16 protein-coding genes and 2 pseudogenes are annotated in these 16,957 nt (G+C 70.5%); 5 read left to right on the forward strand and 13 right to left on the reverse strand.

Annotated elements, in window-relative coordinates; translation table 11 throughout:
- Positions 1-244: 244 nt before the first annotated feature.
- The 5 genes and pseudogenes from ACZ6TU_RS36575 to ACZ6TU_RS36595 all read right to left on the reverse strand — a co-directional run.
- Positions 245-355 (reverse strand): annotated as a pseudogene (locus ACZ6TU_RS36575) (IS5/IS1182 family transposase); the annotation flags it as partial.
- A 236-nt stretch (positions 356-591) separates the two neighbouring features.
- The gene (locus ACZ6TU_RS36580) at positions 592-1,254 is read right to left on the reverse strand and encodes a hypothetical protein (protein ID WP_469553120.1); all 663 of its coding nucleotides are present in this window, start codon (positions 1,252-1,254) and stop codon (positions 592-594) included.
- The gene (locus ACZ6TU_RS36585) at positions 1,242-1,781 is read right to left on the reverse strand and encodes a hypothetical protein (protein ID WP_467681901.1); all 540 of its coding nucleotides are present in this window, start codon (positions 1,779-1,781) and stop codon (positions 1,242-1,244) included. The genes ACZ6TU_RS36580 and ACZ6TU_RS36585 overlap by 13 nt, the downstream gene beginning before the upstream one ends.
- 91 nt (positions 1,782-1,872) lie before the next feature.
- Positions 1,873-2,070 carry an acyl carrier protein gene (locus ACZ6TU_RS36590; protein ID WP_467681907.1) on the reverse strand — a complete coding sequence of 66 codons (198 nt, stop codon included), beginning with the start codon at positions 2,068-2,070 and terminating at the stop codon, positions 1,873-1,875.
- 249 nt (positions 2,071-2,319) lie between these two features.
- Positions 2,320-2,586: pseudogene (locus ACZ6TU_RS36595) on the reverse strand (DUF6336 family protein); the annotation flags it as partial.
- 26 nt (positions 2,587-2,612) lie between these two features.
- On the opposite strand from ACZ6TU_RS36595, the gene ACZ6TU_RS36600 reads away from it, so the two are divergent.
- Together ACZ6TU_RS36600 and ACZ6TU_RS36605 are read left to right on the forward strand one after the other, a co-directional pair.
- Entirely contained in the window at positions 2,613-3,008 is a 396-nt protein-coding gene (locus ACZ6TU_RS36600) for a PadR family transcriptional regulator (RefSeq protein WP_467681899.1), read from the forward strand.
- The gene (locus ACZ6TU_RS36605; RefSeq protein ID WP_469553123.1) at positions 2,987-3,571 is read left to right on the forward strand and encodes a hypothetical protein; all 585 of its coding nucleotides are present in this window, start codon (positions 2,987-2,989) and stop codon (positions 3,569-3,571) included. The genes ACZ6TU_RS36600 and ACZ6TU_RS36605 overlap by 22 nt, the downstream gene beginning before the upstream one ends.
- An 8-nt stretch (positions 3,572-3,579) precedes the next feature.
- Here the strand turns inward: ACZ6TU_RS36605 and ACZ6TU_RS36610 are convergent, their stop codons facing one another.
- The gene (locus ACZ6TU_RS36610) at positions 3,580-3,813 is read right to left on the reverse strand and encodes a hypothetical protein (RefSeq protein ID WP_467681895.1); all 234 of its coding nucleotides are present in this window, start codon (positions 3,811-3,813) and stop codon (positions 3,580-3,582) included.
- A 158-nt stretch (positions 3,814-3,971) separates the two neighbouring features.
- Here ACZ6TU_RS36610 and tap point away from each other — a divergent pair, with 158 nt between their 5' ends.
- Positions 3,972-6,200 (forward strand): telomere-associated protein Tap, encoded by a 2,229-nt coding sequence (gene tap, locus ACZ6TU_RS36615; protein WP_469553125.1) that lies wholly within the window; start codon positions 3,972-3,974, stop codon positions 6,198-6,200.
- Between the two features lie 9 nt (positions 6,201-6,209).
- Positions 6,210-6,767 (forward strand): telomere-protecting terminal protein Tpg, encoded by a 558-nt coding sequence (gene tpg / locus ACZ6TU_RS36620; protein WP_469553127.1) that lies wholly within the window; start codon positions 6,210-6,212, stop codon positions 6,765-6,767.
- Positions 6,768-7,266: 499 nt separating this feature from the next.
- Here tpg and ACZ6TU_RS36625 read toward each other — a convergent pair whose 3' ends face one another.
- The 4 genes from ACZ6TU_RS36625 to ACZ6TU_RS36640 form a co-directional block, all read right to left on the reverse strand.
- Positions 7,267-8,418, reverse strand: a complete 1,152-nt coding sequence (locus tag ACZ6TU_RS36625; protein WP_469553130.1) for a hypothetical protein — start codon at positions 8,416-8,418, stop codon at positions 7,267-7,269.
- An 86-nt stretch (positions 8,419-8,504) separates the two neighbouring features.
- Positions 8,505-9,059 carry a hypothetical protein gene (locus tag ACZ6TU_RS36630; protein WP_467681888.1) on the reverse strand — a complete coding sequence of 185 codons (555 nt, stop codon included), beginning with the start codon at positions 9,057-9,059 and terminating at the stop codon, positions 8,505-8,507.
- A gap of 59 nt (positions 9,060-9,118) precedes the next feature.
- Positions 9,119-12,034, reverse strand: a complete 2,916-nt coding sequence (locus ACZ6TU_RS36635; protein ID WP_467681886.1) for a M48 family metalloprotease — start codon at positions 12,032-12,034, stop codon at positions 9,119-9,121.
- Positions 12,034-12,573, reverse strand: a complete 540-nt coding sequence (locus tag ACZ6TU_RS36640; protein ID WP_469553133.1) for a hypothetical protein — start codon at positions 12,571-12,573, stop codon at positions 12,034-12,036. The genes ACZ6TU_RS36635 and ACZ6TU_RS36640 overlap by 1 nt, the downstream gene beginning before the upstream one ends.
- Before the next feature lie 590 nt (positions 12,574-13,163).
- Here ACZ6TU_RS36640 and ACZ6TU_RS36645 point away from each other — a divergent pair.
- A complete protein-coding gene (locus ACZ6TU_RS36645; protein WP_469553135.1) occupies positions 13,164-13,328 on the forward strand; it encodes an SDR family oxidoreductase in 165 nt (54 codons plus the stop codon).
- Positions 13,329-13,466: 138 nt separating this feature from the next.
- On the opposite strand, the gene ACZ6TU_RS36650 is transcribed toward ACZ6TU_RS36645, so the two are convergent.
- The 3 genes from ACZ6TU_RS36650 to ACZ6TU_RS36660 form a co-directional block, all read right to left on the reverse strand.
- Positions 13,467-13,619 (reverse strand): hypothetical protein, encoded by a 153-nt coding sequence (locus tag ACZ6TU_RS36650; protein ID WP_469553137.1) that lies wholly within the window; start codon positions 13,617-13,619, stop codon positions 13,467-13,469.
- Between the two features lie 111 nt (positions 13,620-13,730).
- Positions 13,731-15,494 (reverse strand): hydroxysqualene dehydroxylase, encoded by a 1,764-nt coding sequence (locus ACZ6TU_RS36655; protein ID WP_467681878.1) that lies wholly within the window; start codon positions 15,492-15,494, stop codon positions 13,731-13,733.
- A gap of 382 nt (positions 15,495-15,876) precedes the next feature.
- Positions 15,877-16,899, reverse strand: coding sequence for a LacI family DNA-binding transcriptional regulator (locus tag ACZ6TU_RS36660; RefSeq protein WP_467681876.1), 1,023 nt, complete (start codon positions 16,897-16,899; stop codon positions 15,877-15,879).
- Positions 16,900-16,957 lie beyond the last annotated feature (58 nt).

Genomic DNA, 16,957 nt, shown 5'->3' on the forward strand with positions numbered 1-16,957 from the left:
CCGTTGGAACAGTTCCCACAGCTCATCCGGCACCAGCCGCTCAACGATCGAGACCACGACCGACAGCCTACCGACCCAAATGAGATGACGTCTTAGCCGCCGATTCGCCGGCTGCTGACGTAACCGGTCCAGTCGCGCTTGGCCAGGGTGGCCCACCGGGCCGCATTGCTCACGCTGTATTTGTGACTTCAGCGAGGATCGACGCAGGAACGTCGGCGGCCAGCGCTAGGAGCTGTCCGGCCGATCACGTGCGAAGCCAGATGACCAGGGCGGCGGCGGTTACTGTGCCGAGGCAGACGTAGCCGCGCTTGTCGTAACGGGTGGCCACGGCTCGTGCGTTCTTGAGCCGGTGCCGGGCGCGTCTTGCGAGCTCGCGTTCAGTCATGCGGGTCTCCTAGGGACGGAAGACCCACCTGTCGATAACGTCCGTCAGTTTTAGACCTAGGCCGTTGCCACAGCTCACACCTCCTCGGGCGCCGCGGTCAACCAGGGTTGCGCGGCGGTCACAGTAGGGTCGCGCAGTTCCTCGGCCCGGAGTTCGTAGGAGGCCGGCGGGTCGCGGCGCCGGTGGAGGTACGAGACCGTGCCGGCTCAGGAACGGGCGGTTCCTGAAGGGAGGAAGGCGACGACGGCGGCGGCGATGCAGACCGCCAGGGGGACGGCGAAGGCGAAGTGCGCGCCCAGGGGGAGCAGGGCGGCGACGGCGAAACCGGCCAGGCCGTACCCGGCGCCGTTGGCGGCGTACAAGGCGGAGAACCCGGCGCTCCACGCCGACTCCGGCAGGTCCCGCTGCAGGGTCAGAGAGCGGGCGGTGAGCTGTGGCGCGGCGAACAGCCCCGCCGCCACGATGCTGACCGCGATGACCGGCAGGCTGGGCACCAGCGCCGCCGGCAGCAGGACCAGGCACAGGGCCGCCGGCAGCGCCGCCGCCTGGCGGTGGATCCTGCCCGGCCAGCGCCGCAGCCCGTAGAACAGCCCGCCCACGACGCTGGTGATGGAGTAGCCGGTGAACAGGACCCCGGCGAGCGAGGCGTGGGAACCGGAGGCGTCCAGTACGGGTGGCACCGCGGTGTCCAGGACGCCGCCGGCGAAGCCGCCGACCAGGGCCAGTGCGAGGGAGGGCAGGGCCGTGCGCAGCAGGATCGGGCCCAGCGCCAGTCCCGAAGGCCGGGCGCCGTCGGCCCCGTCGCCGTCGGACGGTGCCGCCGGCAGGCGCAGCGAGGCCAGTGCCGCGGCGGCGGCTAGCACGGCCATGGTGGCCACGCCAGCCGGGGGTCGCCGACGGCGACCAGCACGGACACGCCGACCGGGGCCACGGTCCAGGCCAGCTCCAGCAGTGTGGTGTCCAGACTCATCGCCGGGTGCAGCAGCGGCGGGTCCATGGTGCGGGCGAGCAGCGCTCCGAGCTGTCCGGGCACTCCGGCCCCGATGCCGCCCGCCACGCCCGCCAGGATCACCAGGGCCGCGGCGGGCAGCACGGTGGCGGTGGCGGCCAGCAGGGTGTAGGCGGCGGCGCGGACGACCGGCGCCACCCGCACGTAGCGGTGGCCGCGCCACCGGTCGGCGAGCACGCCGAGCCACGGCGCCGGCGCGGCCTCGGTGATGGCGTGGGCGCCGGAGGCCAGTCCGCCGACGGTGAACGATCCCGTCTGATGGCCCAGCAGCACCAGCGCCAGCGGCGCCATCGCGTCGGGGATCCGGCTCAGCAGTGTGGTCAGCGCCCAGGGCCGCCACCCGGGCACCGACATCACCTGCCGGTATCCCGCCGGTCGTGCGGTCACCCCCGTACCCAACAGGGCCCTCCCTTCCACGAACGCGGCCAGCGCTCGCACCGGCCCCCGTGGGCGCGTCGGGTTCCCCCGTGAAAGTCCGTCATGGGTGCCTCACCGTGCGCAGCCGGGCGGCGAGCGCGCCGACCGTCGGGTGGCGGAACAACTCGGTCGGCGGCAGGTCCGGCGCCAGCGCACTCATGGCGCGGATCGCCCGGAACGAGTCACCGCCCAGGGCGAAGAAGTCCGCATCCGGTCCCGGCTGCGGGACCTGCAGCACCTCGGCCCACACCGCCGCCACCCGCTGCTCCTCCGGATCCGCGGGGCCGTCGTGCGTCCCCGGCTCTCCCGTCGGCCGCGGTCCGCTCGGGGCGGGCCCCGGGCGGACCGGGAGGTGCCTGGGCCAGCCGCCGCCGGTCGACCTTGCCGTTGGGGCTGAGCGGGAGGCTGTCGGCGGCCGCGGCGGCCGCCCGCGACCAGGTAGTGGATCGCGCCCCGCTGGCCCACCAGAATCCAGCCCCGACCACGAACACCATGCACCGAAGAGGCCGATACCACTGACGACGGAGAGAAACTCTTGTCGGTCGTGGTGGTCGGCGATGCACAAGGCCGTCACCGCGAGCGGAACAATGCCCAGCAGGCCGAAGCGATCCCCTCGCCATACGACGCCACTCAGCCGCAGCCGGGGAGTTGTCACGCGGTCTTCGTCCACCCTCATGACGGCGCCCATAAAACGGCGAGCTGATCTGTCCATACCTGCCGCGAGGACCTGACCCGTCGGAGCCCTGTCATGCGTCGCAAGTATCTTGCGGCGCATGGCAATGGCTGACTATCTTGTACCGCATGACAAAGGGGCTGCCCGCTATCGGTGACCAGCGCCGTAGTCAGCTGCTGCGCGGAGTGCTCGATCTGTGCCTGCTGTCGCTGATCGCCGAACGGCCGCGCTACGGCTTCGAGTTCGTGGCGGCACTCGCTGACAGCGGGCTCGATCTCGTGAGCGAAGGCAGTATCTATCCGTTGCTCGCCCGGCTGGAGCGGGAGGGGTTCATCTCCTCGTACCGCGCCCCGTCGGCCAGCGGTGGCGCCCCACGCAAGTACTACCGCCTGACCGAAGCGGGACATGCCGAACTGGCGAGCGGCCGGGCCGTGTGGCACGCCTTCAGCGGGCGTGTGGGGCGGATCCTGACCGACACCGAACCCACGGGGGGAAGCGCACCATGCCGGACCAGCGAACCATGACGAACCAGCAGATACTCGCGGTCTGCCGCAGCAACTGGGAGTACCGGGGCATCGACGACGGATCCGTCCGGGAGATGCTCGACGAGCTCTCCGCTCATCTGGAGGACGCGGTGGCCGCAGGCCGCACGCCCCAGGACGTCGTGGGCGACGACGTCAAGGAGTTCGCCGCCTCCTGGGCGCGGGCCCGCGCTCCGTTTGTCCGCCGGCTGCTGCGCACGGCGGCGATGGTCTGCTTCGTCATCGGCTGGCTGACACTGGCCACGTGTCTGCTCCGGTGGACCACCGAACGGGTCGTCAGCGCTAACGATGTCGCCTTCTGGGCCGTCGTCGCAGCGGTCACCGTCGCCTGGGAGCTGCGGCGCGGCAGCCTGGGGCTCGGTAGGACCCTGGCGGTCGCCCTTGTCGTCGGCTTGCCCGCAGTGCTGCTCTCGCAATGGCTGGGCGGCGACGGGGTGCTGTTCACATTGCCACTGTGGGCGGCCCCGGCGCTGCTCCTTCCCGGACTGCCGTACGCCATTGCCGATGCGCGGGGCAGGAAGAGCACCGCGCCCGACGTCGACTAACAGCTGTTTCAGAATGACGTGGCGCCTGCCGTGCCGAAGGCAGGGCAGGCGACCTCGTCCACCACCGCGGGCTTCAGCTCAGGCGCGTCCTGCGGCGGAGTGGTCCAGCCGCGGGTGACGGCCCGATCGGAGCGGCGGGCGGTGCGCACCCGCCAGTGGTTCTCCTCGGCCAGTGTGCCGCGCCGGCTCCACCGCCAGGGGGAGCGCCGACTCCAGCCGGTGGGGTTGTGGCGAAGGTGCACCAGCCGTCCACTTTCACCTGGTCGAGGTGGACGGCGTCGGCGAACGCCCACCTGACACCCCTCGAACGCATATCGTACGCGTACTGTACGCATTTCATACGCGAAAGTTACGCTATCTATACGGTTCGCGCCGTAGGATGTCAGTCAGGAGGTGCTTCATGTCGGAGTTGTTCGACGCGGTCGACGCACTGGTCGCGTCCCGGGCTCCGCTGCCGCCGGCGGAGGAGCGCAAACGGCTGCGCCAGGCCCACGGCCTGACGCTGGACGACGTGGCCGCCGCACTGAAGGTGCGCCGGGCCACCGTGTCCGGCTGGGAGTCGGTCAAGAAGACGACCGAGCCGCGCGGCCCCGAACGAGAGGCCTACGCGCGGCTGCTGAACAAACTCACGGAGCTCTACCCCGCTCCCGCCGCCACCTCGGTGCCGGCCGCGTGCACCAGCCAGCCCGCCCCGGAGGAGCGGGCTCTGTCCACAGGTCCGGCCTCCGAGGCCGCGGCCATGACCGAACGCGAGAACACCCAGACCACCTCCGCTCCCGTTCCCGCCGCTGCCGAGCAGGCCTCGCCGCGCCCGGCGCGCACCGCCAGGAGCACGGCGACGCCGCGCCGCCCGGGCACGCGGAAGGCGGCTCCGGCCGACACCCCGGCGGGCGGCACCGACCCGCGCTTCGAGAACGGACCGCTGGCGGTCGTCGATGTCGAGGACGGGCAGGTCCTCGCGTACTGCACCGGCGGCCTGGTCCTGGACGTGCCCGCCAAGACCATCCCGGCACTGGTGGACTGGACGCTCAAGGAGGCGCGGCTCGGGCAGCCGAAGCTGTCCGGTCCGGGCAAGGACGCCGACCCGCTCCTCGTGCTCACCGAGTCCGCGCTGGAGCGCTACGGCCTCCCCGTCGCCCTCACGGAGGAGGAGCGGCTCGCCGGGCGGATCCCGGAGGGGCACAAGGTCATCAAGCAGCTGGCGCGCGCCGGCTGGAAGCTCACCAAGCGCGGGTTCGGGCCGTGGGCGCGGATCTATCGCCCCGCGCAGGGTTCGGAGCGGACCTGTGTCCAGCTGTGCATCCCGTCCTGGCACGCGCTCGACTCCCGCCACTGGGGCGAGGCCGGGCAGCTTCCGCCGGCGGAACTCGCCCGCGTGCTGGGCGTGTACGCGTCCCGGGTGATGACGCCGCGCGGCTCCACGGCCGTGACCGGCCTGGAGCTGATGACCGCGCTCCACCCGCCGACCCGCGCCTCCGAGCCCGACGCCGACGGCAAGCGGCACTCCCAACACAACCCCGGCTCGCTGGGCAAGGACCCGGTCGACTGCGCCCCGTGCGAGGCCCCCGACGGCCATCCGCTGCTCAAGGACCTGCCCCGATTCCACGTCCGCGGCCCGGCGGAGAAGCTGTTCGAGGAGGCGTACGACTGGGCACGGCCGATGACCGACGCCGAATGCACCCTGCGGCATCTGGTCGGCATCGACGTGAACATGGCCTTCGCCGCCGGCGCCAACGGCCTGGTCGTCGGCCTCGGAGCGCCCACGCACACCAAGGCACCGGTGTTCGACCCGAAGCTGCCCGGCTCGTGGCTGGTCGACCTGTCCCACGTCGACCTGTCGAGGGTGAAGATCGGCAAGGACAAGTGGGCGGACCTGGACGCACATCTGCTGCCCAGCCCGTTCACCCCGAAGGGCGAGCAACCGGAGGGCCCGGCCTGGTACGCCACGCCCACCGTCGCCTACGCGGTGGAGCTCGGCTACGAGGTCCGCCCGATTGAGGCATACGTCCGGTACGAGAACGGCCGCTACCTGGACGGCTGGTACAACCGGCTGCGCGACGCCTACCTCGCCACGATGGCCGACCTCGGCGTCGGCGCGGACATGGCGTCGGCCGACTTCCTGGCGGCTATGGACGGCTACAAGGAGAGCGACCCCCAGCTGGCGATCGTCGTCTCGGCGATCAAGGCCACGGTCAAGGGCGGCCTGGGCAAGCTGCGCGAGCGCCCGCGCGGCGAGGGCTGGCGGCCGGGCCAGCCGTGGCGGGCCCTGTCCCGCCCGACGTGGCGGCCGGACATCCGCGCCGCGGTCATCTCCCGCACCCGCGTCAACCTGCACCGCAAAATCGTCAAGCACGCGGCGTTCACCGGGCAGTACCCGGTGGCGATCCTCTCCGACTGCGTCGTGTACGCGGCTGACGGCACCAGCCCGCTGGACTTCCTGCCCTACCGGGACGGCAAGCCGCTGCCCGGCGGCTTCAAGCTCGGCATCAACCCGGGCCTGGTCAAGCACGAGGGCACGCAGACCGTCCTGTGGGGCGAAGAGGTCCGCGAGCGGTTCAACGCGCCGGAGCTCAACCTTGCCCGGTACATCAAGGACGGCACCGTCACCGACGTCGACAACGGAGAGTAGGAGAGGGCGATGAGCCTGTTCGGGGACGGCTTGGAAGCCGCAGTGCAGAAGTCGTTCACCCGCCCGGCGCCCAAGAGCGCGGGCGCGCAGATGCGGTACCTGGTCAAGCAGCTCAAGGGCACCAGGCCGGTCGCCCAGATGCTGCGCATCTCCCAGCGCACCGTCGAACGGTACGTGAAGGACCAGATCAAGAAGCCGCGCCCGGACCTGGCCGCACGCCTGGACCGCGAGGTGAAGAAGCGATGGCAGCCGCAGATCCGGGCCAAGGCCCGGCAGACGGCGGCGACCACCGGCGGCATCGTCATCGACACCCGTGCCCGGATCGGCTACACCGCGCCGGTCGGCACAACCGACGACGCCCGGCTGCGACACCTGACCGTGGCGCTGCCGCCGCAATACGCCGCCCGTCTCTTCGACGCCCAGCAGGCCGGCGCCGGCGACCAGCAGTTGCAGCAGATCGCCGCCGAAGGGCTCAAGGAGATGTACTTCCAGGACGGCGGCCGCCGCGCCGGCAGTCTGGAGGAAGTCCGATTCACGGACATCGAGCACATCGAGTTCAACCTGTAGCTGCTCCCCTGAGCACGCCCCTGTGAGCCGGTCGACCGGGCGAGACCGTGAGGTCCTGGCCGGGGCCGGTTTCCGGGCGTTCGGGGAAACCGGCCTCGCGCAGAACTCTCCTGCTGGTACAGGCAGGTACGCAAGTGCGGGTCACGACTTCGGGCCGATGATGCCACTGCCCGTCAATGCAGTTGCCTTAACGTCCCGCTCTCGTAGTGCCCCGTGCAGCCCGAGAGAGCCTGGGACGGTGCTTCGTCCCGATCCGCAGCGTGTCAGTGGTTGCTGCGGCTCGCCGGTCAAGACGGGCCCAATCTCGTCCGCAGCGGATGCGGCGTTGAGGTAGCGACTGAAGAGTCCGATTGCTGGACCGACAACCTCGTGGCGTTGATCGCCGCCGCAGTGACTGATGGGCGCAAGGCAGACGCTGGAAACCAGGGCGCGTATCGAGTCGTGATCATCGACTGGTCCGGGTGAGGCCTGAGTACGGGCACGGGTACAGGCGGGCCGGTCAGCGGGGTGTCGGCGGATCAGGAAGCACCGCGATCTTCTTGCTGTTGTCGGCGGCCAGGCGTACCAGGCGCTCGTACTCCTTCGGGGTGAGTGCGCGGTCGGAGGTGTGGATCTCGCCGTGGTACTGGCCCCGGCTCGCCCCGGACCCGACGGACGGCCCGGTCGCGGTGCACGACAGGTCCTCCGACTCGCCCGGCTTGATCAGGAGGGCACCTGAGCACTCCGGGTCCAGCTCCACCGGCGTCCCGTCCCGGTCGATGGCCCACGAGTAGGTCACGGGGATGGCCTTGGAGGCGTCCGGGTCCGAGGTGGACCCGAGGTACGTAACGGTCACCCGCGCGGTGAAGACGCAGGCGGTGGGGGCGCATTCACCCTTGTAGTCGCGCAGGATCTGGGTGGTCACGTCGATCCGGGGGTCCACCGAGTCGCGGATCAGGGGGAGCTTCGACCGGAAGTCGGTGGAGAACCGCTCCACCTCCTGCCTGGACATCGCCTTGATGTCGAGCACGGCCGACCCCCCGGGGAAGCTGATCCGGTCGACGAACCGGGCGCCGTCCACCCGCTCGTCGCTCAGGCAGATGGTGGTGTCGTCGGCGTGGATCGGGGTGCAGGTGTGGTCGCCCACGGTGACGGGCTTGCCGACGGTGATCTTCTCATCGGGGACGTCCTCCGCCAGCACGGTCTTCGCCAGCGCCGGAGGCGCCAGGGCCGTGGCGAGGTCCTGGGAGAAGAACATCCCCGGCTGCACCATCGAAGGGTGCTCCGCGAGCACCTTCGACTTCTCGGCCATGCCGAGCGACCGCCACGCCTCGGTCTTCCCACGCAGGAACGACTTGCCGTCGATGCCCACGTAGTCCAGTGCCGGACTGTCGGGCATTCTCAACGTACCGAGCGCGTCGGCGGGGTTGCTGACGATCAGGTCCACTCGGGCGTCCTCGCCTCCCTGGGCGCCTGTGACGCCCATGGTGCCCGTGTAGTGCAGCGCCGGGGCGTCACGCAGAAGGGCGGCGGCGCGCGCCAGGTCGGCGCGCGGCGACGAGTTGCGGTCGTCGCCCGCCCCGTTGGCCCCCTTGTCGCCGCCGGGCCCGTTGAAGATCCACAGGAGCAGGCCGGCGACGATGAGGAGAAGGAGAAGCAGGGCGAGCAGCAAGGCCCGCCGACGTGAGCGACGGCGCGCATCCGGGTCCGGGCCCGGACTTAAGGCCGGACCCGGCGACAGGGACGAGGAGTCGTCGGTCATCGCCCCTCACCGGCCTTCCCTTTGAGCGGAGTCAGACAGGTTACCGGGATGATCGTGGGCCAGGTGTACGACTTCTTCGCGACGACCTTGCCGTCGATGGTGATACGGCAAGTGGTCGTGCCGGTCCCCTCGATGTCCTCGCGGTTCGGGATGGCCCCGGTCTCGCAGGAGTCGCCCCCGGTCGCCCGGCCGAGACAGCCGGTCCCGTTGGCCATCAGGCTGACCCACACGTCCTTGCCGTCCACCGTGAGCGTGGTCTTCCACGGCGGTTCGGCCGACAGTTCCCCGTCCTTCTCCCCGAGCACCTTCATGCCGTCGGGGCCGTTGGCGTGCCCGAAGTAGTTGATCGCGACAGGTCGGCCGTAGTCGGAAGTGACCTCCAGGACGACGGTGTGGCGCTCGCCCGGTTCCTTGCTCGGGGTGGTGGCGCCCCTGCCCTTACCGCCGCCTTCCCCGTCTTTGTTGCCTCCGCCGCACGCGGTCAGCGCGAGCGCGCCGCTCAGCAGCAGGACCGCGATGCGTCGCCTCGATGTGTTGGGGGTGATCGTCATGTGTCCGCCCTCCGGTGGGGTTGGGGTCGGTTGGGTCAATGGGGCAAGCGCCCGGGTATTCACGATGACTTAGGCCGGATCGCCCCTTTTTCGGCGAGCCAGTAGAACATCGCGTCCACCGAGTCGATGGCGTTCCGGCGGGCGGTGCCCGCCGCCTCGGCTGTCGTGGTGCTCGGCCGAGCGGCCAGGGACCGGCATGTGCCGACCATCGTCCGGTGCCGGGTCAGCACACGTGCCCACATCCGCTGTCCCGCCGCGCTGGGCACGCTGAAGTACGTGCTCGCCCGCCGCGTCGCCCGGTCCATCTCCCCGCAGGTGCTCTTCATCCGGTCCATCACCCGGAGGAATTCGGCGTCGGTGGTGGACTTTCCTCCGGCCGAGAAGGCGGCGCTGTAGGTGCGTTCCGCGGCCCGCAGTGCCTGGAGCAGTTCCAGCCCTCCGGCCGCCGCCCACGCCTGGTGCTGGAGCCGGGACACCGTCGCCGAGGGCGCGGGCGTCGACTGGTCCAGCATCAGCGCCGCCGCCCGGGAGGACCGTCCGTGCGACTCGGATACGTCCACACTGAGCACCGTGGCACCGACCCCGGCCACGACGGCTCCGATCGCCGCCACGCGGACAGCGCGCCGCCACACCGGACGGAGCGAACGCTCCTCGACAGGCACGAGCCGCGCCGCCGATCGCGCTCCGGCCCGGCGCCCGGTGATTACCCACCGCCAGAGCAGCCCGGCGCCCCGGCCCACGAAGGCAGCCAGGCCCGCCACCAGCGTGCCCAGGGCCACCGCGTAGGGAAGATGGACGTCCTGCGACAGCGACCACGACGCCGTGCCCGGCCCGGCACTCGCGTCCGCCCGCATCAGGGCGTACGTGACTCCCACGCCCAGCAACGCGGTGATCCCCGCCGCCACCAGCGCGGCCGTCAGCCATCCCGAGTCCGTCAGCGCGGCGACGACGGCGGCCGTCAGGGCCATCGCGGCGCAGATCACCAGGACGGGCCCCATCATGTGCGCGAGTCGGAGCGGTCCCGTCGTCCCCGCGGCCCCCAGGTCCGCCATACGCAGCCGGACCAGCGCCACGGCCAGCCCGGCCGAGCAGACGACTCCGCCTGCCAGCCCAGCGGCCAGCAACCGCCCCGGCCCGTACGGAGCCGGAGCCGACGCCGTCGCGCCCGGCAGCGTACAAGCGAGCCACCTCGGGCGTTCCGCGCCCAAGCCGCAACTCGATCGGGAGGGGATGACCAGAGCGAGCAACGGCAGCACCCACAACAGCACCTCCGCCCACCACAGACTCCCGACACGCGAGAGCGTGCCTGGCAGGAGGCCCACCACCGCGACGATGTGCCACAGCAGCCCGATGTCCGAGGGCGGGGGCGGCAGTCCGGGTAGGTCGTACGAGGCCAGCAACCCGGCCGTCGTGAACGGCCAGCCACCCGTCAGGACCTCGCCCAGGAACCACCACCAGCACATGACGGAGGCGTACGCGAGCACGGGCACCGTCAGGCCCGCGAGCATGACCGGACCCAGCGAACGCCCTCGCCAGGTCCGCAGCCACCACTCGGCGTTCTGCGCGGTCCACGTCATCACCAGGACCAGTGCGGCCACGAGGATCAGCAGTGCCTCGGGGTGCGCGGGCAGCCACTGGTTCATCGCGGCGTGCGGCCCGGTCAGTTCCCCCACCACGACGCCGAGCCCGAGCCACAGTCCGACGGACCACCCCGAAGGGACCGGCCGCCCGGCCAGGAGCGCGTACAACACGGCACGCCACAGCGCGACGCCGCCGATTCCCACGACCAGGCCCGCGACGAGAACCGCCTTGAGCCACAGGAGTTCGTACGGCAGCGCGTCCAAGTGCCAGACGAGGATGTCCGCCGCCAGCCCGGCGAGGAGAAGGGGCAGTGCCTTCAGCGCGAACAGCGCCTTCGGGTCGGTCAGGGAGGCCCGGCGCAGCGCCTGCGACGGGTGCGTGTGCCAGAGCCCGGCGAACCGGACGAGCAGTTCCCGCCACCCTCCCTCGGAGCGCTGCCGGGCAGCGCCACCTTCCCACGGTTCCGCGCTCGCGCCCCAGCGGGCGGCCATGAGGTCGGCGTAGATCTCGCGGTGGCGCACGATCTCCAGGCGGGAGAGATAGACCGCCAGTACGAGCAGACCGCCGAGCACCTGGGCGTGCGTGTTGAACGGGGCGAACATGCCCCGGACGTCCGCCGTCCCACGGAAGAAGAGGATGTCCATGCCCACGGCCACCCACGGCAGCAGCACCAGCACGAGGAACACCCGCCACAGCGCGACCGTGGCGTAGGTGATGCCGATGTCCTTGTTGTGCAGATGCGCCAGCTCGTGCAGCACCACGGCACGGAACCGTGCCCGCTCGGTGTCGGCGGTGACCACCAGACCGCCGTCCAGGCGGATCACGGGCCGGCGCGGGCGGCCGAACGCGACGGCGCCGGTCGTCCGCGACGCCGGATCGACGACGAAGCGGGGCGTACGGTCGAGCCCGGCGACGGTCACCAACTCGTCCAGCAGCGGTCGAAGTCCGCCGTGTACGTCCATCACGTCCAGCGGTACGACCTTGGTGCGCCGCGTCCGCCACACCGGTAGCAACCAGTAGACGGCGAAGGCCGCGGCGAGCGCCACGGTCCCGAAACCGAGCGCGACCCCGGTGAAGTCCTGCGCGAACCGCGCTGTGCACTCCTCCAACGCGGCCGACTGACGCCTGGACTGGATGAAGCTCGTGTTCATCGACACGCTGGGATCGATCCCTGCCGCCAGGGAACAGGCCGCCGCCATGTCGGCCTTCTCCGAAGACGCGAGGAGGTGCCAGACGATCCGGGGAATCATGCTCGAGCCGGCCGCCGCCAACAAAGCCAGGAGCAGGACGAAACGCAGGGTCGTACCCGCCACGAGGACCCGCTCGTCGAGCGGGACGGAGGCGGCGGGCCGCTCCGCCGCTCCGGGAGCGGCATCCGTGGGTAAGACGACCATCAGGGCTCGTCCGGCCTGTCCGGCCGTTCCGGTCTGTCCGGCGTATCCGAGCCGGGCAGACCGGGTGCCCCGTCGGCCTCCGTCTCGACCAGCACCAGCCTGGTCACCACCGCGTCGGCGATCACCGCCGCGCGCTCCGACTCCAGCCCGCGCTGCGCAGCCATCGTCAGCACCGACTCCCGTACGAGCACGAGCTGTTCACGCGTCAGCGGTGGAATCGCCACCGGCTCGGACACAGGCCTGCGGAACAGCCTGCGCAGGGCGGTACCCGTCCTGGTGATCCCGTTGTCCACCCAGGTCCCCACGATCCGCTGCGCGGCCTGGTCCACCGCCAGCCACACCACCGGAGTCACCAGCGCGGCGACCTCCCCGAGCCCGAATCCCAGAGTCTCCCGCTGCCGGTCCCTGCCGCCCAGCCGCCGTACGGCCCTGGCGTCGTCGTACCCGGCAAGACCCGCCATCAGCGGCAGTTCCTCCGGGGCCACCTCGGTCACCACATCCCGGACCAGGTCGCGTACACGAATCGCTTCGCCGTCCATGACACCTCCGGGGCCGTAAACCGAACCGTGGGCCTGCTGAGGCCGTCGAATGGGAAGGCCAGGTTTCGGTGAGCCAGGTTTCGGTGAGCGAGAAGAAGAGAGTAGCGCTTCCGGCGCGCGTTTGGGCTTGGAATGTCGTCTTCTGGAGCGTTCTGCATCCAACTGGATTGGTTCCGTCTGTCCGCTGATCGGAAGCCACCGTGATCCCGCCACTGGGCGCTGGAACGGAACCGCCAGATCACCCTCGTCAGTGAGTTGGCGACGTGTCACACCCAGTGTCCTACCGGGTTCGGGGCGCTCGGCCGCAGGGCTCAGGTTGCTCGTCCCATGAAGAGAGCGTGGCCGCTAGTTAGCCTCTGACCTGCGCGATTGCCTCGAACAACCAAGATTGCAAGAACTGTTGGGCAGTTCTTGCGACAGCAGGGGGCGATCAGAGGACCTGAGTGAACAGATCTGTCGGTCGTTTCACACGGTCCCACTGAACGCACACCACGATCTGACAGACCTGGACAGCGATTCTGAGATGGCGCTCCGCATTTGTGAGGCCGACACGCCGCTTCACCATCCGGGGGCGTCGGACGGTGCGGGCGGTGCCCCACCGTCCGCACCACATCCTTCTCGGCCGCGTCGGTGTCCCCGACGAGGTGGTCAACGCGGCTGTCTTCCTCGCCTCCGAGGAGGCCTCTTACATCACGGGCGCCCATCTCGTCGTCGACGGCGGCTGGTCGTCCCTACTCCCCGGCGCTGCCGGCTGAAACGAAATTCCCCCCATGAACGCAACTGAACTCACGCCACAGCCAGGGCAGTTCTCACCCTCAAGGTCACAACCGTCTGGCCCGTCTCCGCTTGGCCACGGTGAAATACGCCCGGATCTCCGCTCGGCTGACAGGACGTCAGATGTCGATCTCCTCCTTCCGCCGCTGGGTGCATGCGACGCTGCCGGACGAGGCGGCAAGGTCGACGTCACGGTGTTGCGGGACGAGGTCGGTCAGCGCCGCCGTGGTGGACCTCTCGAACCGCCATCGCGCGTAGTAGCTGGCCGCCACTCGTTCCCACGGCTCGGGGTCGTGATCACGGAGCCCCGTTGAGACTGACGAAGTCCCGCAGATGGCGGGCAATTTCACTGGGCGCGGCGTTGTGAGCCCTTCCGGGGGCTTTCAGCCGACGTCGAAGACATTCGGCAGCCGGAGGAGGTAACGGGTGCGGTCGTGCCGCTTGAGTGCCTCCAACTCGGGGGCCCGGTACAAGGGGGTCACGGTGCACCGCTCGGCGGTCGATCCGATGTGTTCCAGCAGGGCGTTGACGGCTTGCCGGGCCGAGGAGTTGGCGCCCTCCATGGTGGCGAGATCGATGGGCACGGCCACGTAGTCGCCGGCCAGGAAGAGGTTGGGGATCTTCGTGGCCGACCGCGGGCGGTGGTGGAAGGTACCCACCGGATGGATGAGCAGCTGTTCCTCGTTGACAGGCTGTGGCGTGCCGAGTCCGTCCACGGCCGGATCGAGGAACCAGGAGTGCAGCACGGAGTCCTTCAGGACCGTACGGCCGCTGTCGTTGAGCGCCGCCTTCAACTGCGCCCACACCTCGCGGGCGACTTCGGTACGGGTGCATTGCTTGGCCGTCTTGCCGTACAGGATGCCCGGGCGGTCCCACTCGGAGACGTCCACGGACAGACAGTCCGCGACCGTACCGTCGCCGAAGTCGGCGGGGAAGTCGTGGCCCGGCCAGTGCTGGGCTTGGGCGATCGCGGTCAGCGACCACGGGGAGTCGATGAGGTCGAGGTGGCCGTGCAGGATCGGGGTACGTTCGGTGAGATAGAACTGTATGCCGGTCATCCAGTCCGTCTCCAGCCGGTCGCACTCGGCCAGTTGGGGGTCGGCGGCGCGTACGGCGGAGTTCCATGTGCGGCGGGCGTGTTCGACCGGCATCGCCGAAATGTAGTGGTCGGCGGTGACGGTCCGGCGCGCGCCCCCGGGGTCCTCCACGACAGCCCCGGCGATCACACCCCCGCCCAGGGGCAGGTCCCGTACGGTCCAGCCGACGCGGAACTCGACCCCGAGTGACCTCAGGTACGTCACCCAGGGGTCGATCCAGGCCTCGTTGGTGGGCGCGTTGAGGATCCGGTCCAGTGGTCCGTCCGCGCCCCTTCCGAGGAGGTTGAAGGCGAAGGCCTCCAGCAGGGTGGCGACCGTACGGGTGCTGGCCTCCTCCGCCTTGGTGGCCACGATGTTGCGGGTGATGCCGACGGCGAGGATCCGCTGGTAGTCGTAGGACATCCGTCCGGCCCGTACGAATTCCCACCACGGCGTCCGCTCCCATATGTCGTCGCGGCGCTCGTCGCAGCTGGTGAGGAAGACCAGGAAGCGGTTGGCGAAGTAGAGGGCCTCGTGGAGGGGGAGGTTGAAGGCCGTGTCCAGGACCGAGGTGAGGGCGCGGCGGATCTCGTCGGGGGTGAGTTCGGCCGGGGTGTTGCCGGGCCAGGGCAGTGGGATCCGGATGTCCTCACGGCCGCCCGACCGGGCGAACAGCATCTCCTTGGGGGCGACGAGGTTGTCGTGGACACCGTTGGGGTTGCCGGGGAACGGGATGCGCCGCATGGTGTCGGGCAGGTTGTGGTAGATGCCGGGGATGAAGCGGAAGCCGTGCTCCCCTGGCAGGGGACGGCGGCCGCCCGTGCCGCTGCCCGGTACGTCCATGCTGCGGGCCTTGCCACCCAACGCCTTGCGTTCGTAGACCGTGACTCGGAAGCCGCGCTCGGCGAGTTCGTGAGCGGCCGTGAGCCCGGCGACACCCCCGCCCAGTACGGCCACGGTCTGCGCCGCCGCGCCGTTCTCGGCCGAAGCCCGCTGGGGGGTTCCGAGGGCGACCCCGCCGCCGGCGGCCGCGGCAGTGCCCAGGAATGTTCTGCGCGTGGTGCCGCTCATCGCCACCCCTTACCGTCGGTAACATCGGCGCACGAGAATATGGGCGAGGCAACAATCCCGGAAGACGGCCGACACAACTTTGGCTTGATGCCGCATCACTCGGCGGCGGTCACGGCGCACGCTTCTCCAGGAAGCCGATGACGCCGCCTGCCGGGGCGGGACTGCCCCAGGGTGACGGTCGACGGGCGGGCGCGCCGTCGAGTGCGTGGCGCGACACCCGGCCGTGCGTTCCGGAGTCGGCGACAACTCTGGTGCCGTGACCGTGAGCTGCTTGCCGTGAGTGTGCTTGTGTTGGGGGGGGATTCGGCGCACTGGCCGAGAGGATCGGACGGTTGCAGGAGGAGATCGAACAGGTCGCGTCGTGACCCGCGTTGGGCGCCGCCTACGCCTTGGGCGCGGCCTGCTCCCCCGAGCCCCTGACGATCAGCCGGGTGGGAACGGTGATGGTGCGAGCCCGGGTGCGGTCGCTGTCGAGGCGGGCCAGGGCGGTGGCCGCGGCGCTGCGGCCGAGTTCTTCGGGGTCCTGCGCGACGACGGTCAGGGCCGGTTCCAGTGCCTCGGCGAGTGATACGTCGTCGAAGGCGACGACTGCCACGTCCTTGCGCTCGCTGCGCGCGAGTTCGGCGACGATGCCGAGCGCCATGATGTTGTTCCCGGCGAACAGGGCTGTGGGGGGATCGGCCAGTTCGAGGAGTTGGGCGGTCGCGGCCTCGGCGCCTGGCTGGTCGTGGGCGTTGGCGACGAGCGAGCGGTCGTACGGGAGGTCGGCTTCTTGCAGGGCCGCGCGGTATCCGGCGAGGCGTTCGCGGCGGGTGTACAGCTTGACGGGCAGGTCGCCGACGAATCCGATGCGGCGGTGCCCGTGGGCGATGAGGTGGGCGACGCCTTCTTGGGCCCCGGCACGGTTGGAGCTGACGATGCTGTCCGTGGGCAGGCCGACTCCCGGGCGGTCGAGGAAGACGATGGGCAGCCCCGCCGTGCGGTGGGACTTGAGGTGGGAGTGGTCGGCGCCGACGGACGGCACGACGATGAGGATGCTGACGCGACGGGCGAGGAACTTGTCCGTCAGGGCGCGTTCGCGGTCGGGGTCGTCCGCGGACGACCCCATGAGCAGGGTCAGTCCGCGTTCGCGGACCGTGTCCTCGATGGCGCGGGCCACGGCTCCGAAGAAGGGGTTGCCGAGATCGGGGATGACCAGTCCGATGGTGGTGTCCGGACCGCCGACGCGCATGTTGCGTGCCATGAGGTTCGGCTGGAAGCCCAGCTTGGCCACCGCGGCGAGTACCTGTTCCCGCGTCTGCGCCGAGACGGGACCGTCCTCGTTGAGGACGCGCGAGACTGTCTTGGCGCTGACGCCGACTTCTCGTGCGACATCGGCAAGGGTGGGGCGGCGACTCGCTGCCATGGAGGAAACCGTCTCCTGAGTGCTCTCGGGTTCCGGCCGCGGCCTCGGCCGGAACGTG

The organism is Streptomyces sp. NPDC052064 (assembly GCF_055585925.1).